The organism is Haloferax sp. S2CR25, assembly GCF_031624535.1.
GTDB classification, from domain to species: Archaea; Halobacteriota; Halobacteria; order Halobacteriales; family Haloferacaceae; genus Haloferax; species Haloferax massiliensis.
This window is the reverse complement of sequence record NZ_JAMQOO010000016.1, coordinates 1-23,414: the sequence shown is the minus strand read 5'-3', so window position 1 is coordinate 23,414 and position 23,414 is coordinate 1. Positions and strand designations below refer to the sequence as shown.

At 53.8% G+C, this 23,414-nt stretch carries 23 protein-coding genes and 1 pseudogene; 13 read left to right on the top strand and 11 right to left on the bottom strand.

Features of this window, described 5'->3' with window-relative positions; all coding sequences use genetic code 11:
- The first annotated feature begins 38 nt into the window (after nucleotides 1–38).
- The gene (locus NDI65_RS20805; RefSeq protein WP_310894260.1) at nucleotides 39–581 is read left to right on the top strand and encodes a hypothetical protein; all 543 of its coding nucleotides are present in this window, start codon (nucleotides 39–41) and stop codon (nucleotides 579–581) included.
- Between the two features lie 375 nt (nucleotides 582–956).
- On the opposite strand, the gene NDI65_RS20800 is transcribed toward NDI65_RS20805, so the two are convergent.
- Together NDI65_RS20800 and NDI65_RS20795 are read right to left on the bottom strand one after the other, a co-directional pair.
- Nucleotides 957–1,145, bottom strand: a complete 189-nt coding sequence (locus NDI65_RS20800; protein WP_310894259.1) for a hypothetical protein — start codon at nucleotides 1,143–1,145, stop codon at nucleotides 957–959.
- Nucleotides 1,145–1,435, bottom strand: a complete 291-nt coding sequence (locus NDI65_RS20795) for a hypothetical protein (protein WP_310894258.1) — start codon at nucleotides 1,433–1,435, stop codon at nucleotides 1,145–1,147. The genes NDI65_RS20800 and NDI65_RS20795 overlap by 1 nt, the downstream gene beginning before the upstream one ends.
- Nucleotides 1,436–1,544: 109 nt before the next feature.
- On the opposite strand from NDI65_RS20795, the gene NDI65_RS20790 reads away from it, so the two are divergent.
- Complete coding sequence (locus NDI65_RS20790) at nucleotides 1,545–1,898, top strand: hypothetical protein (protein WP_310894257.1); 354 nt, start codon at nucleotides 1,545–1,547, stop codon at nucleotides 1,896–1,898.
- A gap of 40 nt (nucleotides 1,899–1,938) precedes the next feature.
- On the opposite strand, the gene NDI65_RS20785 is transcribed toward NDI65_RS20790, so the two are convergent.
- The 3 genes from NDI65_RS20785 to NDI65_RS20775 all read right to left on the bottom strand — a co-directional run bounded on the left by NDI65_RS20785 (nucleotide 1,939) and on the right by NDI65_RS20775 (nucleotide 4,687).
- Nucleotides 1,939–2,922, bottom strand: a complete 984-nt coding sequence (locus tag NDI65_RS20785) for a queuosine salvage family protein (RefSeq protein ID WP_310894256.1) — start codon at nucleotides 2,920–2,922, stop codon at nucleotides 1,939–1,941.
- Between the two features lie 107 nt (nucleotides 2,923–3,029).
- Entirely contained in the window at nucleotides 3,030–4,118 is a 1,089-nt protein-coding gene (locus tag NDI65_RS20780; protein ID WP_310894255.1) for a hypothetical protein, read from the bottom strand.
- Between the two features lie 305 nt (nucleotides 4,119–4,423).
- A complete protein-coding gene (locus NDI65_RS20775; RefSeq protein WP_310894254.1) occupies nucleotides 4,424–4,687 on the bottom strand; it encodes a hypothetical protein in 264 nt (87 codons plus the stop codon).
- Between the two features lie 422 nt (nucleotides 4,688–5,109).
- Between NDI65_RS20775 and NDI65_RS20770 the strand changes: the two genes are divergently transcribed.
- Nucleotides 5,110–5,892 carry a DUF6293 family protein gene (locus NDI65_RS20770; RefSeq protein ID WP_310894253.1) on the top strand — a complete coding sequence of 261 codons (783 nt, stop codon included), beginning with the start codon at nucleotides 5,110–5,112 and terminating at the stop codon, nucleotides 5,890–5,892.
- 40 nt (nucleotides 5,893–5,932) lie between these two features.
- Here NDI65_RS20770 and NDI65_RS20765 read toward each other — a convergent pair whose 3' ends face one another.
- On the bottom strand, nucleotides 5,933–7,135 hold the full coding sequence (locus NDI65_RS20765; protein ID WP_310894252.1) for a site-specific integrase: 1,203 nt from the start codon (nucleotides 7,133–7,135) through the stop codon (nucleotides 5,933–5,935).
- 420 nt (nucleotides 7,136–7,555) lie between these two features.
- On the opposite strand from NDI65_RS20765, the gene NDI65_RS20760 reads away from it, so the two are divergent.
- The 3 genes from NDI65_RS20760 to NDI65_RS20750 all read left to right on the top strand — a co-directional run bounded on the left by NDI65_RS20760 (nucleotide 7,556) and on the right by NDI65_RS20750 (nucleotide 10,947).
- Nucleotides 7,556–8,506, top strand: a complete 951-nt coding sequence (locus NDI65_RS20760; protein WP_310894251.1) for a hypothetical protein — start codon at nucleotides 7,556–7,558, stop codon at nucleotides 8,504–8,506.
- 263 nt (nucleotides 8,507–8,769) lie between these two features.
- Nucleotides 8,770–9,870 carry a hypothetical protein gene (locus NDI65_RS20755; RefSeq protein WP_310894250.1) on the top strand — a complete coding sequence of 367 codons (1,101 nt, stop codon included), beginning with the start codon at nucleotides 8,770–8,772 and terminating at the stop codon, nucleotides 9,868–9,870.
- Nucleotides 9,871–10,947: a hypothetical protein gene (locus NDI65_RS20750; RefSeq protein ID WP_310894249.1), complete on the top strand. Its 1,077-nt coding sequence runs from the start codon at nucleotides 9,871–9,873 to the stop codon at nucleotides 10,945–10,947.
- 537 nt (nucleotides 10,948–11,484) lie between these two features.
- Here the strand turns inward: NDI65_RS20750 and merA are convergent.
- Nucleotides 11,485–12,975 carry a mercury(II) reductase gene (gene merA / locus NDI65_RS20745; RefSeq protein ID WP_310894248.1) on the bottom strand — a complete coding sequence of 497 codons (1,491 nt, stop codon included), beginning with the start codon at nucleotides 12,973–12,975 and terminating at the stop codon, nucleotides 11,485–11,487.
- A gap of 78 nt (nucleotides 12,976–13,053) precedes the next feature.
- Here merA and NDI65_RS20740 point away from each other — a divergent pair, with 78 nt between their 5' ends.
- Nucleotides 13,054–13,395 carry a helix-turn-helix domain-containing protein gene (locus NDI65_RS20740; protein WP_310894247.1) on the top strand — a complete coding sequence of 114 codons (342 nt, stop codon included), beginning with the start codon at nucleotides 13,054–13,056 and terminating at the stop codon, nucleotides 13,393–13,395.
- A gap of 229 nt (nucleotides 13,396–13,624) precedes the next feature.
- Nucleotides 13,625–13,948 (top strand): DsrE family protein, encoded by a 324-nt coding sequence (locus NDI65_RS20735; RefSeq protein WP_310894246.1) that lies wholly within the window; start codon nucleotides 13,625–13,627, stop codon nucleotides 13,946–13,948.
- Between the two features lie 31 nt (nucleotides 13,949–13,979).
- Here the strand turns inward: NDI65_RS20735 and NDI65_RS20730 are convergent, their stop codons facing one another.
- Nucleotides 13,980–14,714 (bottom strand): helix-turn-helix domain-containing protein, encoded by a 735-nt coding sequence (locus NDI65_RS20730; protein WP_310894245.1) that lies wholly within the window; start codon nucleotides 14,712–14,714, stop codon nucleotides 13,980–13,982.
- 88 nt (nucleotides 14,715–14,802) lie between these two features.
- Between NDI65_RS20730 and NDI65_RS20725 the strand changes: the two genes are divergently transcribed.
- The 3 genes from NDI65_RS20725 (at nucleotide 14,803) to NDI65_RS20715 (ending at nucleotide 17,426) form a co-directional block, all read left to right on the top strand.
- Nucleotides 14,803–15,915, top strand: a complete 1,113-nt coding sequence (locus NDI65_RS20725) for a rhodanese-like domain-containing protein (RefSeq protein WP_310894244.1) — start codon at nucleotides 14,803–14,805, stop codon at nucleotides 15,913–15,915.
- Nucleotides 15,916–16,136: 221 nt separating this feature from the next.
- Entirely contained in the window at nucleotides 16,137–17,048 is a 912-nt protein-coding gene (locus NDI65_RS20720) for a ZIP family metal transporter (RefSeq protein WP_115820173.1), read from the top strand.
- 96 nt (nucleotides 17,049–17,144) lie between these two features.
- Nucleotides 17,145–17,426: a hypothetical protein gene (locus NDI65_RS20715; protein WP_310894243.1), complete on the top strand. Its 282-nt coding sequence runs from the start codon at nucleotides 17,145–17,147 to the stop codon at nucleotides 17,424–17,426.
- A gap of 458 nt (nucleotides 17,427–17,884) precedes the next feature.
- Here the strand turns inward: NDI65_RS20715 and cydB are convergent, their stop codons facing one another.
- Together cydB and NDI65_RS20705 are read right to left on the bottom strand one after the other, a co-directional pair.
- The gene (cydB, locus tag NDI65_RS20710) at nucleotides 17,885–18,889 is read right to left on the bottom strand and encodes a cytochrome d ubiquinol oxidase subunit II (RefSeq protein WP_310894242.1); all 1,005 of its coding nucleotides are present in this window, start codon (nucleotides 18,887–18,889) and stop codon (nucleotides 17,885–17,887) included.
- The gene (locus NDI65_RS20705; RefSeq protein WP_310894241.1) at nucleotides 18,882–20,306 is read right to left on the bottom strand and encodes a cytochrome ubiquinol oxidase subunit I; all 1,425 of its coding nucleotides are present in this window, start codon (nucleotides 20,304–20,306) and stop codon (nucleotides 18,882–18,884) included. Before NDI65_RS20705 ends, cydB begins: the two co-directional genes overlap by 8 nt.
- A 187-nt stretch (nucleotides 20,307–20,493) precedes the next feature.
- Here NDI65_RS20705 and NDI65_RS20700 point away from each other — a divergent pair, with 187 nt between their 5' ends.
- Both NDI65_RS20700 and NDI65_RS20695 read left to right on the top strand, forming a co-directional pair.
- Complete coding sequence (locus tag NDI65_RS20700) at nucleotides 20,494–21,081, top strand: plastocyanin/azurin family copper-binding protein (RefSeq protein ID WP_115820177.1); 588 nt, start codon at nucleotides 20,494–20,496, stop codon at nucleotides 21,079–21,081.
- A gap of 59 nt (nucleotides 21,082–21,140) precedes the next feature.
- Nucleotides 21,141–22,535: an arylsulfotransferase family protein gene (locus NDI65_RS20695; RefSeq protein ID WP_310894240.1), complete on the top strand. Its 1,395-nt coding sequence runs from the start codon at nucleotides 21,141–21,143 to the stop codon at nucleotides 22,533–22,535.
- 241 nt (nucleotides 22,536–22,776) lie between these two features.
- Here the strand turns inward: NDI65_RS20695 and NDI65_RS20690 are convergent.
- Nucleotides 22,777–23,295 (bottom strand): annotated as a pseudogene (locus NDI65_RS20690) (multicopper oxidase domain-containing protein); the annotation flags it as partial.
- Between the last annotated feature and the right edge of the window lie 119 nt (nucleotides 23,296–23,414).

Sequence of the window (23,414 nt, the reverse complement as noted above, 5' to 3'; positions counted from 1 at the left end):
CTAGCTAAATTGATTCCTGCTCCTCACGAGGTATGTGTATGGAAGAACCACGCTCTGAACTACAAGCTGATGTCGAGGAGCGAACTAAAGCGCCAGATTTCGACGCTCTGACCTCGCCAGAGGAGCTTGTCCGTGGGGAGCGGACACGAGACGACTTTTTTGACGCTGTGCTTGGACTCGGCAATCCAGCGACCGCCAGCGAAGTGGCTGATCTCGCAGGCCACGGCGTCGACGCTGCGAGAGAGTATCTTGGGTGGTTCGAGAAAATGGGTATTGTGAGACTGGTCACAGAGTCGCCGGCCACGTACGAGCGGAACCAGTCATACTTGAACTGGCGGCGGGTCCAGACGCTTCAAGACGAATATTCGACAGCGGAGCTGCTTGAGTTCTTGAAAACTGAGACAGCGCGGGCAGAGGAGTTGGCCGAGGAGTTCGATGTCACCTCGCCGGAAGCGGTCTCTATCTCAAAGCACGCATCGGCTACTGACCGACCGATAGAGGATGTTTGGGAGGCTGTTTCTGCATGGAAAACGGCTCGCCGTCGGGTTGACTTTCTCGAACGAGCATTAGCAACCAAGTAGAGTGGAGTAGTTGACTTCGACTACAAAACCTTGTTCACCGTGATGGGCTAGCGAGGAACCGCTTGGCAGCCGCCCTCAGCGGGTAGAACGAGAGCCCACGCTGAATGCCATGCCCTTAAGAAGTGGTAGCTTACTTCGAATATGGTGTGTACCCTTACGATTGTCCTGATACCCTCGCTTAGGTGGAAAAGTGCGGGTGCGTATTTTGAGGACTAATTCGAAGCAATTCTACAGGCACAGAGGCTATCTCTCAGGCTGGTATTATCATCATACTTCCGACTCTCGCACCTGACGCTCAGTTCGCGATTCGACACCGATCACCACGCAGAGGTCGGCGTACGTCGTGTTGATGTCGGCTTCGTCCGCGCCTCGATGTTACCGAGGTGTTCGACGAATGACGACGACGCCCGCCGCGCCGACCGCGATGTACCCGAGGCTGACGTTGCTACCGAGCAGGTCGGCCATGTAGTTGGTTCCGAGTAGTTCCGTCGCACCGTAGTTGATGGAGCCGACGGCCGCGCCGATCGTGGCGGCCATTTCGGCGTCGAGGTCGAGGTCCACCATTACAGAATCCACCCCGAGACGAACTGTCCGGCCAGACTAATGCCGACGTAGAGGACACCCCAGAGATCCTGTGACTGCACGAAGCTACTCACGTCGGGGATGAAAATCCAGCCGACGAGGAGCGCGATAGAGCCAATGACGGACACGTAGTACCACTGATCGAGCTTCTCGGCGTCTTCCTTCAGCGTCGAGAACGATGTGTTGTCGTTCGTTGCGACCGTGAAGATGAACGCGGCCGCGGTGAGGAGCGTCGCGAGGGTGACACCGCTTCCACCGAGGTTGAAAGCCACATCGGAGAGTATGACGTCGAAAAGCGACTACGATGCGATTCCAGCCATTGCCGATGCCCGATGAACGTCGCCATCGTCGCGGCGGCGTCTTCGGGGTCGAAAGCCATCTTTGACATGTTACGAAGACGGCGGCCACCCGTTCTACAATAACATTCAGGAAATCCGGAGTGTTGAGCAACTCACTCCTATTGAGATTCTCACCCCGTCCGAAGGATTAAGTACAGACGGGTGGCCGACCGCCGTGAAGATGTTCAGAAAGCTTCGAAACCACGACGGAACTCCACTGATTGCGTTGGACAAGGACGAATTAGAGATGGACGGTGTCCTCGAGGACGGGGTGGCTCCGGACGGGAAGCAAATGCACGTGCAACGGCTCGGGGAGGGTGTGTACGTGGTTCGTGATGTGATGGATGGCGGGATTGCAGAATTCCCCGAAATCTACCACAAGCAGGACTGTCTGTAGAAATCTCCTTTTCAGCAACAAAGAACGATATTCGGCTAATTCAGTACGCTGTTGTCCGTGTTAGGTGGATTGGGGTATCGACTTCGTCACGCATCATGAAGAGCTTGTAATCCAAGTGGGGACCGTAGACCGGCTCATCTCGTTGTGGGATGAGCTTTTTCATCAGTTCGTCAGCAGCGTATACCGTAGCAGCACGGATTTCAACCTCTTCTCGACTGCCTTCTTCGATAATTGCTCGAGAGTTGACTAAGTCACTGAGCGGCTCACGGTACTCAAGCACACCTAACCCACGGAGTACATTCGGGAGGTTGTAATCGACAAAAATATTGAACGCATCTGGATCTGTGATCTCGAACGCTTCTCTGCCGTTGAACCGTCCGTAGGCCATTCCTGCAGCGAGTTGGGCACGTTTCCAGAACGGTAACTCCAGTGGACGTCCATCATCCAGAGTAACTACATTAGCATCTTGGAACGAGGGGAAATCAGAGACAAGACGGTCGACAATGCCGTCGCCGTCGGCGTAGAGTCTTGGAGATGCTTTCTTAACAAGATTTGAAAATCGGCCGTCATACTGATCTACAAGTCGTTCTCCGACTTGTGTGAGAATCTCGTGTCGTTCTTCAAGCATTGGGATGTGGATTCCATTCGAAGACTCGAATATTCTCTCCACGTCGGATATTGATAGCTCAGCAAGTGTGTCACCGCGGAGAATCGCCGGATTATTATCGTACTCTTGTTTCAAGCTTGCCCACATTCCAAATGCCCCTGCCCATTCGGTTCCCTGATAAGATGAGGTGAACTTCTCACCCGTCTTGTAATCACGAAATTGGAAATTGATTGAATTACCAAGAAACAAGAAGTCAATGACTTCGGCCGGGTTTGTTCCCTCAGTTTCGGTATTGGGGAATACCGGTGCACGCCACTCTGGAAGTGGAAAGTCTTCAGGGGCTAACTCCTCAGCAAGTGCGTCAATAGATTCTTCATTAACATCGACGAACTTGAGTTCGGGTACCAACTCCTTCACACCTTGTCGGACCGGTGTTGTTGGGAGAGTTTGCTGACTAGGTGTACTCATTATTGATTGTTATTTGTGGGTGCTGATGGTGTTTAATGTATACAAACAGACACGAATCACCGCTCATAGATCGCTAGGACGTCCATGTCTGGTTCTGATTTTACTGTCCCGACTAACATAAGCCCATGCTTGTATCCACGTTTAATGAGGTTATAGGCGAACGTGCCAGTGTTGTACTCCTCGCGAGGTTGGGCGTGCAAATGAAGCGTGAAACCGGTCTCGTTTAGTGGAAGTCGGAAGTCAATCCACCGGATGTCCCCGTGTTCGGCGCAGGCCTCTTCTACAATGATGGTGGCCTCTTTTCCGTTGAATTTACCTCCAAACCATTTCCAATAGTAGTCTCGAGCAATACCGACATTGTCCCCTATCTTTTCGCCTGCTGGGCGATCCAGTTCTCCAAGCGGGTGGTTCTCAATATGTTCGTAGTATGGCCCCATACTTCCCCATTTTTTATCTCTTTCAGGATACCGAGGGGGCTTTTCATAGTGATTCTCGAACTCTTGATAGAGTTGGACAACTGTACCATCTTCAAACTCGGCAGCGGTTGGGACTAATTTTGTGGGAATACGACGGTTATCGTCCTCAATGTCGTTAAGACCGGGAAGTTCGAGTACCACTAAGTCTCGGGGGTCAGAAGGCGACGAACTTTTTAACCACTCTGCCGACTCCTCATCTTCTTCTCTGTAATCTGGAGTTCCGTCTGCTGGGTTTTCTATGTAGTGGTAGTTATGCTGTTCTGAGTCACCACCTTCCCCAACATCGGATAAGTAATATTGAATCGAAATTTGAGCTAACTGCCGTTGCGGCGTCTGCGTGAGTCGATACCTAGTCGAATTCTCTTCTTCTCCGGTCTTCGTATGTTCTCCTTCGATCCAACCTTTGAGTTTCCCCCCCGCAATCATACTTAGCATCCCACCACCTTCGATCCCCGCCTCAACACCTCCTGCAACGCGGTCCGACTCTCCTTCGAGTTCTCGTTTGCTTTCTTCGACCGGAGTTCGCTGAAATTCGTTAAAAATTGGTTCTATGGTGAGGTCATAAAGCTGAGAAACCCTTTCCTTGTCTACGAACAGTGGAATGTCCACTAACCAACCTAACTCCTTTTGAAGCTCTTCTTCATTTAGTGCTGACTCTTTGCTGGTCATAGATTCGTATATCCTGTTGAATACTCGTGAGGATAATGAAGCTATTCGCTGTCTAAACATAATCACTGTCGCCCACTGTTTGAATTCTGGTTATAGATATATTCAGATATTAATTAGCTCGGTTGCAATATTGTTCGGGTGTGCGGATTATACCTTTGTTCTGGGCTTGAGTGGAGTTAGCTTCGTAGAGAGGTGTCTGAAACACCAAAAGCCACATTGCTTATCGGGTGGCCTGTCTCCTCGATGTGTCGAACCAACCAATCTTCGACCAGTATTTGACGAAGTCTACTGAAACATTCACAGTATTACCGGTGTGGGACATTCCAGTACCATTTGATTCCTGCCCAGACGCAGCCAACTGCGAGTACGGTGATGAACCCATCTGCAGTGAATGGTGGGAGGTACTTTGTGGTGGCGTACGCGGTGATGCCATCGAGTGGCCGGCCGTGCGCAAGATCATTGAATAAGTACACGATAGCGAGTGTTGCCCCGCCAAAGACGAGCATCGGGTACGTGTTCGTGAATGCGCTTTTAACGATATATTTGAATGCGCCTGTGATGTACCCCATATTAGAACCAGCCCGTTCGTGGGTCCTGAGTGTTCCAGGGTGGCGTGTTGCCGTGTTTGTTCTCGTAGCTATCGAATTCGGTCTCCTCCATTGATTTCGGGCTTTGGAGGAACCCTGCTTTCTTGAAACGGAATCGATTCGGGTTCTTCTCGTCTAGGTGCTCCAATAAACGTCGCTGGAGATTGTCGGTCCTTCCAATGTACAGCGCACGCTCCTCACCGAAACTCGTGAGTTCGTACACGCCACCATCGGTTGGAGCAGTCCGCTTGATTTGGGAACGATTCATTCGACTCCACTTCTTCCGAATTGGCATTACCGGGAAGAAAGATAGCTGCCCGGTTAAAAATTATCTCGTCAGAAATGTTACTAACGTTGCAACCGTTACAAAAGTGATTTTTGTTAGAGTGTCATTCCAAGTAACAATGGGAATTCATGTTCCTGACCGGGTCCACATTTCGCCCCTCGGATATGAGTTCGACCGGGTTTTGGAACCAGCAGTTGATTACAAAGCAGATAGCGTGTACCTGCTGGAACACGAGGAACCAGATGGTGAAAAACCGGAGTACCACGCGACGTTGAAAGCGGATTTGCGGGACGCCGGAATTACTGTGCATTCCGTTCAGTGTGACATCTTTGATTTGTACACAGTACTAGGTGAGATTGCGCAGATCATCAAGAGGCACGCGAAAGATGAGGTGTACGTCAACCTTTCAACGGGAAGTAAAATTTCGGCGATCGGTGGGATGATCGCATGCATGGTAACCCGAGGGTCAGCGAACGTGACACCGTACTATGTTCGAGCTGAAGGCTATGCGTCAGACGACGACGTTGACGAGGGAGCCCCAGTGAGTTTTGGAATGGCTGCCATTACCGAACTCCCAGCTTACCCGATTCAGGGTCCATCGAAAGAAGAAATCGTGATCCTACAGTTCATCGCCGAGGAGCAACCAATCACGAAGAAACAGTTGATCCGTCAAGCAAGACAGGTTGTAGACCGATTCAAGCAGAACGCCGAAGACAAAGAAATCCAAATCGACAGTGATCCGTACATGGGAGAGTACCGGTTACTGGACACACACATCCTCGAACCACTACAAAAACGAGAGTGCGTCAAGATTACTGAAGTCGGACGGTCAAAAGAAATCGAAATCACCGAAGAAGGCCAGAATACACTCAAAGCATTCGAGTATTTATTGAACGGCTGACCGACTAATCAACCACCTCTGTACAGACCTTCTCACTTGTTTACCCATTACCAAACGCCGCTTCCAACTTCTCGTACATCCTTCTCCGCCGAGCTTTGCGCTCTTGCTCTCTCGACAGATAGTTCCGAAGCACGACCTCCGTCGACGAACTCCCCTGGTCTTCAGCAACTCCCTCTAACCCCTCAAGCACCTCTCCAACAGCTTCCTGATATGCGGAGTACCAGAACCGCCGTCCCATCTTTGGTGTGAGCGTATCTCCATCAACAACCACTCCAGCGCGGTCAGCAAGCTGCTTGAACCGACGACGAACCGTACTCACAGACACGTGACCCGTCGACGAAGACCGAGAGGGGAACAGATACCCGTTCCACGTCTCACGGTCAGAAAGCGCGTCAATCCGTTCAGCGACGACGTCCACACCATACAACAGCGTCACCTCACCAGGGCCGTTCTTCCGCTCTCCATCACCGAACGACAGATGCGGGTCCTCTGCATCCAAGACCACCTGGTCGAGGTGCAACGCGGCAACCTCTGAGGGACGTAACCCCCACCCAGCGAGCGCAACGACGAGCAACTCTACTTCGGGCGAATCCACCTCACTGTAGATTCGACGCACCTGCGACGCCGACAACGCTTGTGGGTCCGGTTCGCTGGCTTCCCAGCCGAACTCCTCACCGGCCTCCGAGAGTGGATTGTACTTCGCATACTTCCGACGCTTCACGAAGGCGTACCACGCTCTGGCGACGTGCAGGTACTCCAGTTTCGACCGGTCCGTCGATAGCTCCTCGTCGAACACGTCGAGGACGGCGAGACAGCGTTCTATCTCCCGCGACTGCTGGTCTAACTCAGACAGTGGCTCGAGAAGCGCATCTGTCTCGTGGAGCTCTCGATAGGTTCTAACCCACTTGGCCAACCTCGTCCGGTGGGTCTTGACCGTACTCTTTGCTCGTCCACCACGGGTTTCTATCGACGTGAGGTACGCTTCGAGTGCGTTCACGGTGGCGTCGTGGTCGACGTTCCACTCCCGCTCGTCCGACTCCGCACTTTCGAGGCCGACGACGTCGACGAAGAACTGCTTGGGCGTCAAATCGTAATGCTCGCGTAGCGCGTACGCGATACCACTGTATCCGTGTTCTGTGAGCCAATTGTAGGTCGGCACGTCGCGGTCCTCGTCGAATCCATCCTGATATCGCTTCGGTGCAATGTCTTGCCAGTAGACGTTGACGAGTTCGTCGAGGTCCATACGCGACCAGTTGTAGCGACGACTGCGCGTCTCTGAGTCCGTGGATTTGTCGTCTGATTGCTGGCTGGCAGACTGCTTTTTCATGCTGATTTACTGTCCGAAAGACCGTTTACCGTATTTCGGGACAATTCTGAGCCGCTGAATTCCATTGGTCTCTGCTGTTTTTCACAGCAAAATAATACTTTGGCTTGTGCGGGAGTGGTCTAACCAATATACAGCGTCCGTAGACAAAGGTAGAACACTCGAAATTACCTCTCCCTGTGAGGAGGCCGTTTGAGTTAGCTGAATAAACGGACTAGTTGAGACCACCATACCTTGACAGGGTCGGCGTGCAACACTTAGAGGGTGAATCTCGCAGAGTGACTCTCAAAAACTATTTGTGAACCACACATCTCTACAGATTAAAGGGCGGTATGGAAAATGAATCCCCAAATTTCGATATCGAGAGTTCTTAAACAACACTGGAGAGTATCGTTAGCAGCTTTCATTTTTCTTTTCGGGTTGGCAATCGCGCTTGGATTTCTATTTTTGGATTATATCGCACTACCACTCACCCTTGTTGGTATCTTACCCCCATCTGTATATTACTTTTATACAGAGGCATTAGATAGACCGCTTGTTACCAGATCAGATCTGGAACAGTCTATCTCTATCGCCCCGATGTATGCGAATATTGAGGGCGGTCCTTCTGATTTCATAAGGCCTGCAATCTTTTATCGAATTGAGGTCGAGAATAAAGGGAAATCAACAGCAGAGAGAGCACGCGTTCAGGTCCGACTGACAGGAGATACACTGAATAGAGAATTTTATGCAAGATGGTCTGGGCCGTCAAGCTCAGATGAGTATGACATATTGCCTGGACAGAAGAAAAATGTAATGATACTCAAGATGTTTCTAACAAAAGATTTCTATGAACGATTAGATGGATTGAAGAAAATGGTTGAGGATGAGTACGAAACCGATCTTGATAATCTGGTAATTTCGCCCTCAGGTAACCCACCCGGACGAATTAAAAAGCAAGATAATTTGGAATCGTTTTCTTTCAAACCGGTTGGGTACACACCACGTGAACAACGGCCAGAACGGATAGATCGATCTATCCAAGGAGGATGGGAAGGACAAGAAATACCTATTACTGAAGCGAATATCCAAGACGAATTATCTATTAAAACTCGGGTAATCGCTGACAATTACCGAACTGATTGGGTTGATGATTTTGAACCTTTTTCATTTATCTCATTGATTCAAATAGCTACTGAGGACCAATATTGGCAACAGCAATGGCAGAACCAGGGGTTGAGTGAGATTAAGAATCGGATTCGAATCAAAATGAAGGACTGGTTAGAGAATCATTCAGAATTTGTTGATTAACCTGCCTCTCCCTTCTAACTAAAAGACAGTATTTGAGTTCTGTGCACCATTGATGACTATGCGCTCTGTATTCAGCACGACCGCGGGGAAGTATCATCACAATAGAATTTAAACAGACCAAACGGACTCTAAATACTCACCTTGCGACTTGCAAACTCCTCATGAGCAACCTCAACCGTAGCCCAAGAGAACCTTTATCTATCAGCCAGCCACAACGAACGATAATAACTGACCGTGACACATCATAAGAGGGGAACGCGGGTATGGAGATAGAGCAGGGTAGCTACACGCTTGAGCAACTCTGTCAGGAGGTCATAGACCACACTGAGAGCGCGTTTGAGCAGTACCACGTCAAGCATCTCAAGTTCTACTTCTACATCGCGGACGAGGACTGGACTGCGAACTTCCCAGACAGGTACGAAACACAGGATTACGGGGAGATGACGAAGGTTTCTGCCGAGTATACAAATCGGTTCGGAGCGGAAGATCGCGCGGACTTCTTCATCGGTCCATACGGCGACGAGAGCGAGATTATCACAATCTTGACTGCGGAGACGCAGGAGGCAATCGATCAAGTTCTCCTCCCCATGTTAGGCCGGAGGGACGACATCTCTCTCATGCCAATCATGCTGGAAGACTTCCAGCGCATGAACGAACTCGTTCTGGAGCACAACGAAGTTCGAATTACCGAATTCAAATCCGAGCGAGTCCCCGACCTGGCGGAGGCTGATATCCGACCTAGCGTACAGCGCTCTATTGAGTACAAAGGCCGGGACGGGAAAGAAGCGATCGAGGAACTCCGAAGCGGGTACGGTGTCGTACCCGTCCGAATCCAGTACGAGCATCAGAACCTCTCCCTGAAAATCGACTCCCGCGGGAAGTTCACGCTGAAGAAGATGAACTCGGAGAACTTCGATCTCCTCTTCGAACTTGTCGAGGAAGTCATCGAGAACGTTCTGGAACTGAAAGACATCACTCAAGAGATCCGTTTTACCGAGGAGGAGGTGGAGTCGGGAAATTTGTCGATTACGGTGCCCAAAGTTGAAGCGGGTGAAGTCACTTTCGACCGTGAATTCACTCGCGTACTAGCAGAGGATTTTGTTGAGGGCACCAGAAATCGCGACCGGGTCGACTTCAGTTTCACAGATGTGACGATGCAGGCCGGTTCACTCGACTTCTCCGCTCAGGTAGTCGACGAGAATCGGAACTCGTTCTTCAATATCAGCGCCACTGCGGACGAGATGCGGATCGTCCCCGAGACGAACTGCTCGTTTCCTTCCCTGATCGAGTTCTACTTCTGTGTGTTGCAGCTCGTCGACGGGAGCGCCGAGCTGAACCTGCACGAATCTCAGACTGCTTCATAGATGGTCAGTATCGATCCCCCCTCCGACCTACCTGACCATCACACGAGTGAATTCAGAAGTGCATATCGAGAGTGCATAATTCCCAAGAACAGGGATTTCGACCGCGAAGGCTACAAGGAAGACCTTGAGAACTTCATCGACCAGGAGCGAGAGCACCGGAGACTGATCAATTTCTGTGTTTTCCCCTTCGTGCAGTCTGCACCGGAGGGATACCAGTTCGTCCGTGCGGATCCGCTAGAGGAGTGTGGAGTCAAGAATTTCGACTTCCTCCTTCACGATCTAGAGGGTAAGGTCATCTTTGGAGAAGCAAAGGCCAGCCTCCCAACGAACGTTGGCAGCGAGATTAACGATATCCTTGAGCAGCGAGAGACGGTCGAGGAGTGGCAGGACTATATCGAAGAGAACTACCTCGGACGAGAGATGGTGTTCGCGGAGTATGTGCTAGCGACGTACGATAATTACGCGAATACCGCATCTCGGAAAGTGCTGGCGAGAGGCGAGGATGTGAAGGTCTGGGGCGTGAACAGAACGGAGAAAGAACTCAATCTCAAGAAGAGTCTGCCAGACGAAACCCCCGATAATCTCCCGGGTGACGACCCCATCGCCGAACTCTCTATGTTAGCCAAACACTCCATTGGTCCGCTCAACTCTGCACTAGAGAATTGTGGGACCGCGACAGGAGCAGTTAGCGTTCTACCCGAATCGGCAGACATTGACCAACTTCGGGTGGTCACTCGCGCCTATTCCTCAAGAGGGCGAGACACCTTCATCGACCGCTCAGACATCAGGCATGAGATTAAGACGGGTGCACGGAACTACGGATCTGAGCGGATTGATGAGATCACCGATGAATTGATCGAACTGGGTCAGGAGATCGGCCTACTCAGGGACTGGGAAGACGGTCCTGCGGATTACCGAGTTGTCTCTCAGTACACTTCCAGAAAGGGGATCGAGAAGACGCTGAAGAAGAAGTGGAAAGAACACAAAGTCAAAGAGAAGTACAGCAAGATGCAGGAAGCATGTCGAGAGTACGCTCGGGAAGAGGCGATTAAGCAGACGCAACTGAGTGAGTTCTGAGACTCCACAAGCACTCCACCTTCCTGCTCTCCCTCGCCTGTGTTTTCTCGACACCTCGCCGCGGTAGTGGTTTAGGGACGTATCGAACTCTTGGTCTTCGTCGACACCAACGAACTCGTTGAGACTCATCATTGACCACTTGTACTGACGCTCTCTCGTCTCGTTCTCTGAAGCCTCCTCTTCGACCTCCAAACCCTGGGAGTCAGACTGCTGATTCACGGCTTCTCACCGGGGAGTAACCCGCTCGCCCCGTGTTGTGGTGATTCTGAGTGTGGGATTTTCATTACTCACTGACTTTCTCGCAGTGAGTTAATACTTTGGCTTATACAGGAGTGGACCATACACAACGAAAATTAGTAAAGCTGGGGCTGTTTTGCCACCATCCAGCATATATTGTATATCGCTATACACAATCGAATAAAAATCCGACTCACAGTTTCAGAGGATAGCCAGTTTCACAGTGGCTTCGCCAAGATACATCGGGAGAAGTTGTCCCTATGCAGCACAGGCTGTGCTTGCCGGAATATTCTCTGCTCTTCACTCGACACAACAACTCATCGTGGACACATCACGCCTGAACGCCTGGCAAGCGTGCTTGAACGCCTCCGAGAACGTTGGGAAGGGGTGGATGGTATCGATGATGTCGTCGACGGTCAGGCCGAATTTCACGGCTAGCGTCGCCTCGGGTATCATGTCTGCTGCTCGTGGGCCGACCATGTGGACGCCGACGATTTCGTCGGTCTCGTGGTGTTTGACAACCTGTACGAGGCCACGGGTGTCCTTCACGGCTTTTGCTTTCGGCACGTCTGCCATCTCCACCGTTCGACACGAGCAGGTGCCGTGTTCGTCCATGTACTCCAATTCGGTCGTTCCGACCGCTGCAACCTCCGGACTGGTGAACACCACTTTTGGAACCGCGTTGTAATCGATTGCCACCCTCTCGTCTCCAAAGGCGTTCTTTACTGCGTGGTTCCCCTCCTTCGCGGCGACGGTCTCGAGCATCGGTTCTCCAATGCAGTCGCCTGCGGCGTACACATCTGGGTTGGTTGTCCGGAACTTGTCGTCCACGATAACCGATCCAGTGTCGTCGGTCTCGACACTTATCTTGTTCAGTCCGATATCCTCTGTATTCGGTTGAACGCCGGTAGCGACGAACAGATCGCTGGCTGTGAACGTACGGGCATCGCCTTCGACGGTCGCTTCGACGCCGATGGAAGACACACCATCGGTCACGGTTGTCTCTTTCACGCGATCGACCGCGACATTGGTCACGACAGAGATTCCTTCCTCCTCGAAACACCGCTGAAGTTCACGACCAAGCTGTCCTTCCATCCCAGAAAGAACGTGGTCCGAACGCTGGAGAATCGTCACGTCGGTCCCCATGTGATGTAAGATCTGCCCCCACTCCAGTGCAACGTAGCCACCACCGACTATTACGACGCTCTCGGGGAGGTTGCGTCGGTCGAGAATCGTCTCGCTGGTCTCGAAGGCGACGTCCTCGATACCCTCGATTGGAGCGATGTATGGTGAGCTGCCGGTTGCGACGAGTGCCTTCTCTCCAGTAATCACAGAACCAGCATCTTCACCGTCAACGATCTCTATCGTCACGTCGTCGCCGGATGTAGGCTGGTTGCTCGTCGAGCGTTGCTCCACGCCGTCGACGAACCGACCGTATCCCTCGTAGATGTCTGTCTCGAAGTGCTCGGCCACGTTCACGTAATTCTGTTCACGGAGCGACGAGACGATGCCGTCTTTCTCGTCGATGGCTGCAGCCCAGTCTATCGTCGGTTGGCCGTCTTCGTAGCACACCGCAATGAACGGATTCCGTGGTGGCTCGAAGGCGGTCTTCCCCACTTCGAGGAGATGCTTACTTGGGACACACCCGACGTTGACGCACGTTCCGCCGAGAGGTAGCCCGGTGTTCACTATCGCTGTCGAGAGTCCACGGCGGTCAGCCTCTGTAATGGCGGCGAATGCTGCTGCACCGCCACCAAGGACCACGAGGTCGTACGAACCAGAGGAAGTCATGTATACCGTTACTTTACGACGCGAAGTTATTATACTGTGGAGTCCAAAGCAACGAAGTAAGTTGGAGGCCTCAAAGTAATGGCAGACGCCACTTCTCCCCCGGAACCGACGTGTGATGTAGGCGGGACGTGTTACTGTCCGTTGACTGGCGTGATCAATACACTCAGTCGTAAGTACGCGATGCAACTGGTCAGTATCATCGGTGCCCACGAATCGCTCCGATTCGCTGAAATCGAAGCCCACCTTACGAGTGCCAGCACATCGACCATCTCGAAGCGACTAGATGAGTTCGAGGAGGCAGAGTTGGTTTCTCGTACACAGTACAACGAGATACCGCCTCGTGTGGAGTATGCACTAACAGCTGATGGTCACGAGGTTCGCAAGCGTCTCGAACCACTTCTTGAGTGGGCATCAAGGTGATAAGTCGTCTACAGGGGTGAGTCGATCACCTTGCTCAGTGCAACGTTCCTTTGCATCTTGTCGCTCTATTCCATGTGAACCTCATATTTCAGTTGGCAAGATACCTCCCCACAGAACCGACATTGTGACACGATGGCGTCGGAGTTCGATGGTGGATAATTCGTAGTCTCAATTCCTTCGCTGGAGAATGACCACTGAGCATCAAGTGATTGGCCAACGAAGCTTTTGTATGGACCTTGGAATCATCTTGGAGACGAACGACCCTGAACGCGTTTGGAACGCCTTCCGTCTCGCAAACACAGCGCTTGATGCAGACCACACGGTTGAGGTATTCCTCCTCGGCGATGGTGTCGAGGCACCGGACCTCGAACACGAGAAATTCAACCCCCACGGTGTAATGGTGAAATACACTCGAAACGGGGGAAAACACCTCGCCTGCGGAACGTGTCTGGACTCCCGTGACCTCGAAGCGGACGACCTCAGGCCACGGGCGACGATGCAAGACTGCCTCGGAGTCGTCGAGGGTGCTGATAAGGTACTCACAATCGGCTAACTGAAACCTCGACCGGCGTGAAGACGTTCAGCTAGTCGGCAGCCCGTTCAGCTTGACGAGTCTTTTCGACCTCTAATGGATCTGCCGTAGACGTCGCCGTAACCAGTCGCAAGAACTGACCCGCGCTCGTGAGGATTTTGTTCTCCGCCTTCCGGAGATGTTCTTCGTACGTCGAACGAGCGACGGCCGTCTGGTCAGCAAGTTCCCTGAGTGATGTCTTCCGGGGCTGTTCATAGTAGCCACTCTCCAATGCCAACCGAAGCGCCGCCATCTGTCGTTCGGTCACGTCCTCGAACAACTGGTCGACCGGGGCCAACATACTGTGTGGAATCCGCTGTGCTGTAATCGCCGTCTTCGAGAGGACGTCGATGTCGCGGTCTGCCTCCAACTCGTGAAGCAGGTCCCTGACATCACTCTCGTCGAAGGCAATCACGGAGTAGTGTTCCCACCCTTGACGATGAATCGTCGGTGGCTGATACAGGCAATTGTGCGCTTCGAATCGCTCGATGATGGAGTCTTCCAGTGAGCACAGGCACGATTGCGTGACGACGTGGAGTCCAGTATCGTCGACTGACTTGTGAAGAACTGTCCCTAAGCGATCGACCTCGTCGAGGAGGTCGTCAGTTGGAGACCCCGGTGCAGTTATTTCGATCACCTGGCAGTCATCCAGATACCACTCACGAATCGTGAGTTCCGGATGTCGCTCCGAAATCTCTCGATACGGACACTCGTGTTTGACGCGAAACGATGCTTCGTAGAGACTCATACTGGCACATTCGTCTATGAGGGATTAACAATACCGGTCATGTCCGGCAGTAGCTATATTCTATCACTCTCCATACGGAAGAACACTGATGTCGGATATTTCCCCCGAGGAACTTGGAGAACAATTGCAGACTGACGAAAGCGGTCTGCTCGTAGTCGACATTCGCCACAAAGAAGAGTTCGACGAATGGCACGTACCGGGTAGCGTCAACGTCGACATCTACGACGAGTTAGCTGATGACCCTGACAAAGCCAAAGACGCTCTTTCGGACCTCCCTAAAGAGAAGGAGATCGTAACTGTCTGTGGTGCAGGCATCGCTGCGGAGACGGCAGCGGACGTCATTCAAGAGATGGACTACAACGCGGCTACACTCGAAGATGGGATGAACGGGTGGAGTCGCGTTCACCGCCACGCGCCAGTTCAGGCTGACATCGACGGCACACTCGTTCAGGTCGCACGGCCGGGAAAAGGCTGTCTCTCGCATGTACTCATCTCCGATGGTGAAGCCGCTGTCTTCGACCCATCACACTACCTCGAAGAGTACGACGCGATTCTCGACGAGTACGACGCCGAACTTGTCGGTGTCTTCGACACGCACGCCCACGCCGACCACGTTTCAGGTGGTGCAGAACTGGCTGACCGTCACGGAGTTCCCTACTACCTCCACCCAAAGGATGCGCTGGCAGTCGATGCAACGGCCGTGGAGGATGAACAGACTGTATCGGTCGGCAGCCTTGATCTCGAGGTCATCCACACGCCGGGACACAGCGAAGGAAGCGTCTCTTTCGATATCGACGGCGCGGCATTAATCACGGGCGACACGCTCTTCCACGAGAGTGTGGGCCGCGTCGAACTCGGCGTCGAAGCAGGAATCGGGGACTCCAACGTCGAGCAGAATGCCGCGACACTCTACGAAAGCCTCCAGCGACTCCAGGACCGGCCAGACGCCGCACTCGTCCTCCCAGCCCACGATCCCGGTTCGCCGGAACCACCAGTGACCGCTACGCTGGGCGAGGTCCGAGAGCGGAACGAAGACCTAGGCCGCGACCGCGAGGAATTCATCCAAGAACTCGCATCGGACATTCCGGACCATCCCCCGAACTTCGAGCGCGTAAAGCGGACGAACGTGGGGCAGGAATCGGTCCCCTCATACTGGCACAGAACCTTCGAACAATCGATTTCCCGGTGGTTGAGTCACTAGTTCAGCAGGGAATGATCCGGCACCCACTAGCCATCAGTTAGTTCTGTCCGACTGAGATCGTCGGAGGGCTCTCCACCAATTGGTTCAAAAGATATAATTTTGTATACCATATAGTTTTATTAGACATGACTAATTCTAGCGTAGGCAGATGAACTATCGATCCGGATTAGAGACGAAGGTGTCCGAAGGGGCTCAGATATGGAACCGTCGGGGTGAGAGTGGTGCTTGAAGAACTGATCGTCAACCTAGTCGGAAGAGATCCAGTGCTCCTAGGACTTGTCGGCGGTATCTTCATTGCCTCTCTGAATCTTCTGGGCGCGTTGCTCGTGCTCGTCTGGCGAAATCCGACAGAGAAGTCCTTAGATACGATGCTCGGTTTCGCTGCTGGCGTGATGCTATCGGCGAGCTTTACCAGCCTCCTCCTTCCAGGTATCGAATTCGCTTCTGAAGCTACATATCGTGGCGTGAGCGTTGCTGGGTTCGAAATTGCCGGGATCGTCCCGGTGCTGATCGGATTCTTCCTCGGAGTCGCTGTCCTTGATCAGGGAGAGCGCTGGGTCCACCAAGTCGGTCCGATCATCAGCAATCGCCTCGTGGATGACGCCCAGACCGACGGTGGCACCGTCACCTCAGACGCACAGAAGAGCGACTCAAAAAACACTGATTCTGGACCAGTGACGCCCGCGCGTTTGACGTCGATCCTGCTCTTCACTGTTGCCATTACGCTTCACAACATGCCCGAAGGGCTTGCCGTCGGGGTCGGCTTCGGATCGGGAAACATCGAGAATGCGGTGTCGTTGATGCTCGCAATCGGCATCCAGAACATCCCCGAGGGATTCGCCGTATCGGTCGCCGCGCTCAACGCAGGGCTCGGGCGACGCTGGTACGCGGCGGTCGCGGGTGTCCGGGCCGGAGTAGTCGAAATCCCCCTCGCGCTATTCGGTGCGTGGGCTGTCGTCGTCGCTGCTCCTATCCTCCCGTACGCCATGGGATTCGCTGCGGGCGGGATGCTGTACGTGATCGGGGACGAAATTATTCCCGAGACGCACTCCCACGGGTACGAACGAGTTGCCACGCTCGGCTTCTTGGTTGGGGCGGCAGTGATGCTCACCCTCGACGTGGTCCTCGCGTAACAGTTCCCGTACTACTTGTTTTCTACGTTCCTCAGCGCCAGCTACCCCGAACTGCAACCTGCTTCAGAAGAGCTTAGAGACGAGTATGCCACGCTCTTGACGGTCAGCGGACGCGTCGAAGTCGACTTCGTACCCGGAGAGTACCAGCTGTCGTACCTTGAAGATGAGGACTACGAGAACCCGATGGGAACGCTCCACTACCTCCCTAACACTGATGCGTTCTACTTCCACTTCGTCATCCAGAAAGAGGTAGACAAGCGAGACGGCGACCGAGTTCTCGGCGTAGATGTGAACCTGAAGAACGTCGCCGTGACCAGCACGGGACGGTTCTTCGACGGCGGTGAACTCCTGTGGGACCAGGACCACTACTTCCGCTGAGACGAAGTCTTCAGAACAGAGACAGGATTAAGGTCTTTAACCCGTTTTTGGGGTTCTGACTGTACTCTGCTGTACAGAACGTAGTTAATTAAGTGCTTGTGTTGGCTTCACCTCGGAGTCAAGCCCCGAGGGACTCGCCTTACTTATCTGTAGAGATCACCCATTGTTTGATAAGCTCGTTCACATTGTAGAAGAGGATTCCAACTGACACGAGGGTTGTGACAAAAATAAATAATCAATCCTGGTGGGCCACCAATCGATGTGCCAATTGCACCTCCCCCGAACCCAACAACGGTAAGCTCAATCCACGTTACAACGATACGAGACAGCAATCGGGGCTCCGAACTGGACTGTGTTGATGTCATCGTCTCAGGTCACCATCATCACGAACCGATGTTGATCTTCTATTTTGACCTGTCCACTCAAACTAGCGACACGCTGTTTTCTGATTATCTGTCTCATCCGTAGGTCTCCTCAGTATTGACTGGACCACTGAACGCGGAATAGAGCACGACGAAGTACCCAATCACAATCGGGAGCAGCACGCTCGCCATAATCGACATGAGATTGAGCGGAAGCGTCGAGATGACCGCATCTCGGATAGTGAGTCCTGCGGTCTGGTCGACGAAGGGGAACAGAAGAATAGCGACGACCCCTACGAGTCCGAAGACGAGTGCGGCTGTCGCCGCGAACGCGGCGTAGTACCGGTTTCTACGAAGCGCGACGACATAGATTCCTGTCAAGGTTGCAGTAAGGATCACAAGTGCGACGATGAGAGGAGATCGGAACGAGGAGCGCAGCCCTGGCTCGGTCACGTATATTGCTCCGAGAGTGATGATCGCTCCACCAAGATAGCCCACGGCAGCTCTGACGCCGTAGTTCCGCATCTCGTCTCGTAGCGCGCCGCGGGTTTTCAGCCCGAGGAACGCCGCCCCGTCGACGATCGTGAGGGCGAGGACTGTGACACCACCGAGGACCCCCACTGGGGTGATGAGACCAGTCGCTCCGACCAGCCAGTTTATCACGAACAGCCCCAGCAGAAACGGCGTCACGGTACTCCCGATGACGAACGAGTAGCCCCAGAATGTCCGCCAGCGGTCGTCTTCACGCTCTTCGTACATTTCTGGGGCGAGTCCTCGGAGACCGAGTGCGGCGAGAATCGCGAACATCAACAGATAGTATCGACTGAAGAGATTCGCGTAGACGGACGGAAACGCCGCGAATAGTGCCCCTCCGAAGACGACGAGCCAGACCTCGTTCCCGTCCCAGAACGGACCGACAGCCGCCAACAGCTGTTCTTTCTCGTGGTCGTTGTCACGGGTCGCAAACAGGACGCCCACGCCGAAGTCGAAGCCGTCGAGAAAGAGGAACATCCCGAAGATGAAAAACAACAGCGCGAACCAGAGCTCGGCGAGCGGCAATCCGAGTAACGGCTTCGTAGCCAGCGATCCGATGTTAGTCACCAGACGTCACCTCTGACTCTGGGACACGGGTAACGTCACTCAGCGTAAGTTCGTCTTTCGATGGTGGCCCCGTTCGGATGATACGACCGACAACGTATGTGAAGAGGCCCAGTAACAGGATGTATCCGGTAACGAATCCGACGAGTGTGAACGTCGCTTCTGCGCCTGTGAGATTAGGCGAGACGCTGGCACTCGTCTTCATTACTCCCTGAATGACCCACGGTTGTCGTCCGACCTCGGTGACGATCCAGCCGACCTCCACGGCGACGAATCCCAGGAGCGAAGACGCCATCAACGCCTTGTGTAACAAGTCGTCCTCGAAGAGTTCGCCGCGCCACCATCGATAGGCACCCCAGACGGCCAGCAGAATGAACCAGAAACCGAGGGCGACCATGATTCGGAACGCCCAGAAGACGATCGCCACAGGTGGGGCTTTCGTCGAGAAGGATTCGAGGCCGCGTATCGTTGCCTGTGGATTTCCGCCGCTCGCGAGCCAGGATGCGCCACCCGGGATGCCGATGCCGAATAGATCTTTCGTCCGTGGATTCAGCAGGTCGTTGACGTCCGTGGGGAACGCGACGATATACTCGGGGACGTAGGAGTCGGTTTCCCACACGGCTTCCATTGCGGCGAACTTCTGAGGTTGGGTTTCGGAGACGTGGCGAGCATACTCATCTCCTTGGATCACTTGCAGTGGGGCTGTGATGAGGAGTACGACGAGCGCGATTTTGAGCGACTTCTCCCAGACGTCGATGTGTTCAATCGGGTAGCCCCAGACGTGGTGTCGGAACACGTAGTAGGCGGCAACCCCGGCCATAAAGAGTGCGACCGACTCGACAGCCGCGTTCTGCATATGAATGAACATATACGAGAATCTTGGAGTGAGGTACGCCGCGACGGGGTCGGTGAGCTTCACAATCCGCTGACCGTTCTCCACGACGATTTCGAACCCACGCGGAGTCTGCATCCACGAGTTCGCGATGAGAATCCAGACGGCCGAGAGCCATGTACCGAGTCCGACGGCAAGACTCGACAGGAAGTACAGACGGTCCGAAACACGATCGCGGCCGAAGACGAAGATACCGAGAAACGTCGCTTCGAGCATGAACGCCATCATCCCCTCCAAGGCGAGTGGGCCGCCGAACAGCTCCCCCGCGGTCGTCGAGAACGCGGCAAAATTCGTTCCAAATTCGAACTCGAGGACGAGGCCGGTCACCGTTCCAACGACGAAGCTGACCGCAAAGATGCGGGTCCAGAATCGACGGAGCTGTTCGTACACTGGCTGTTTGGTTCGAATCTCTTTCCATGTGAAATAGATGAGAAACGGTGCAAGTCCCATACTCATCACTGGGAAGATGATGTGAACGATGGTGGTGAGCGCAAACTGGAGTCGGCTCGCAAGAACGGGATCAACCACCGGTCTCACCTCGGCAGATGTCGCTAGTGGTCTGAACGATGATTCGCAGATTGGGTGAAAAATGGACCGTCCTCGGATAGAATGCCATCACTCCGACTTTGCGACTGCGGTACGTCAAACGAAGGCGGTGTCCTATGTATTGGGAATCCGCCCTCGGCCCTTATACCGGGGGGTTTGATATGTGGGCATGGAACGTCGACAAGTTCTCAAGACAGCCGGAGTTCTCGCAACAGGCGGCGTGACCAGTCTCGCAGGATGTAGTAGTTCAGGAAACGGTGATGGTGGCGGTGAGCCGACTACGACCGAGACAGAGGGGACAACTGGCGATTCGAGAGAGGAGACAACCGGCGGCTCAGGGGGGTCGAATACGGTCATGATGGTCACCGAGGGTAGCGAGTATTATTTCGACCCGATTGGTCTTTTCGTCGAATCTGGTGATACCGTCACGTTTGAAATCCAGAGTGGGAGTCACTCGGCGACCGCCTACAAAGAAGGAACGAGCACAGCCTCGGTAAATCGGATTCCCGAGGGAGCAGAACCGTTCAATAGCGAAATTCTAAGCGAACAAGGCGCGAGCTACGAACACACGTTCGAAACCACGGGGACGTACGATTACTTCTGTATCCCGCACAAGTCCCTGGGGATGGTCGGTCGGATCGTCGTCGGCGAACCCGGCGGTCCCGCGGAGGGGAGTATGCCGCCGGACGGAGACGTTCCTGAAAGCCAGACCATCGTCGATAAAGGCAACGTCTCGTACAGTGAGTTCACGGAATAATGCTGCCTCGAATTCTTAGCATCCGTATAACCAATTAGAATCTGTTCAGAGATTCTACCGTGACAACCAAGGCCTATCTCCGTGTGTTTTTCGTCATCGTCATCGGATTATCCAGTATTGGCCTAGCCTACGGATACACAGTTGGGGCAACCAACGATACCTTCGAGAGCCACCTCACGAATCAAGGGGTTGCGAACCCACAGCAACAGGCCGCCGAACCCCGCGGCAACATCACGGTCATCGCGACTGATTCGAATTCGTGGCGAGGTGAGGCGAGTAGCGGGCCTCGTGCCCGAGCGGAGCTCGTCGGCTTCAACCCGGACGGAAGCATCCTCTACTACAACGACTCACACACGCGGTACTGGGACGTCGATCCGGTACCTGAAACGAGAACCACCGTTGAGTATATGTTTGCGGACCACCTCGAGCCGTCGGCATGTCCGGACACCAGTAACTTCGCCCAGCGCCGAGTTGACGAGGGGGTCTGGAACGAATACGAGGCTGCTCGCTCGACCAACGCCTGTACGCGCAACGGATATGAGCGAGTCAACTTGACGACCGGCGAGGTGACGCGCGTCTGGAGCGAAACCACTCCTAGGAAAGAAGCAACACGCTACCACGATGCCGACCGGCTCAACGAGACACACTTGGCTGTCGCGGATATCTACCTCGACCGGGTATTCGTCGTGAACACCACCTCCGGCCAGACCGAGTGGACGTGGAACGCCAGCAACGGGTTCACCCGGGATACGGGTGGTCCGTACCCCGAGGACTGGACGCACATCAACGACATCGAGGTGCTCGAGGATGGTCGACTCATGGTGAGCGCCCGTAACCAAGACCGGGTCGTGTTCCTCAACCGGAGTGGACTCATCGACGAGTGGACGCTCGGTGCGGAGGACGACTACAGTATCCTCTACGAACAGCACAACCCGGACTACATCCCCGAGGCCAACGGCGGCCCCGCGGTCCTGGTCGGGGATTCAGAAAACAACCGCGTCGTCGAGTACCAACGGATGGAAGACAGGTGGGAACAGTCGTGGGTGTGGCGAGACGCGCGGATGCAGTGGCCACGGGACGCCGACCGACTCCCAAATGGCCACACCTTGGTAACAGATTCGAATGGGAATCGTGTATTCGAAGTTGACAAACAAGGAGAGGTTGTCTGGAGCGTCAATATCGCCTTCCCATACGAGGCCGAACGTCTCGGGACTGGAGACGAGAGTGCAGGTGGCCCAAGTGCGACGCAAGCAAATCTTGACTCACGGACGGGCAGTTTGAGTGACCGTGTCCTGACTTTCGGTAAACAACTCATCCCCGGGAAGTACTTGAATGGCCTTATGTACATCACACCGGTCTGGATGGGGTTCGTAGAAGTGTTTGAACTCGTGATGCTCCTCGGTACTGGCCTCCTCTGGGGTGGAGTTGAGGTAGTCTGGAGACGCCAGGGTTGATACTCAGATGTCTCCCTCGGTCACAGTGAGAAGGCGAACGTTCATGTCCTCAACGAGAAACTGAGCGAAGTAAAGGAAGCACACGGCCTGACGTGGTGGGGACTCGTCATTCAGGGTGCGAAAGCACTGGACACCGAAGGGCCACTGTAGGTTGAGGGGTACTGTGTACGAACGCGATTCCTCCCTGTCCTAAAGGACGGGGTTTCTTCGCTACCGCAAGATGAGGAATTCCGAGTGGTGGCTACGCGGAGTAGCCGGCGTACTCCATGAGCTGGTTGAAGATGTCCGTATCCATGACGGACCGATAGACCACGCCGGTGAGCATCCCACCAGGATAGAACGTGTCGTTCAGGACGTGGTTGACTTTATGACAGTGCATCAAGTAGACGCCTGGGTCTGCATCGGCAGTGAATTCGATCGTGTGTCGTTCAGCGGGAGCGACGTTCGTGACGTCCATATCGTGGCGGGCAGCCTCCGGAATCGTTCCACCGTCCTTTTCGATGCGCTGGAAGCGGTGGTTGTGGATGTGCATCGGGTGCGACATATACCCGCCGTTGACGAGGTGGATGCGAACTGAGTCGCCCTCTTCAACGATGATCGGTGACCCTTCTTCAGGGTGTAGCGTTCGGGGTGCGCTCTTCCCGTTGACGGTAAACACGTCCGGGTTTCGACTGGCTGAATTGTACGTGAAGTCTACCTCACCGGCCCACTTCCGCGGGATTCGTGAGTCCCAGTCCTTGATTGTCATGAAGTACGCTCTTCTGTAGGAGATTGTTGATAGAGTTCAGCTGTCGCTCTGGAATCGAAGAGGGCAAGGACACCGCGCTAGCGGTGTCCGACACGAATGATTCCGCTCGATGTGTTTGGCTCGGAATCGCT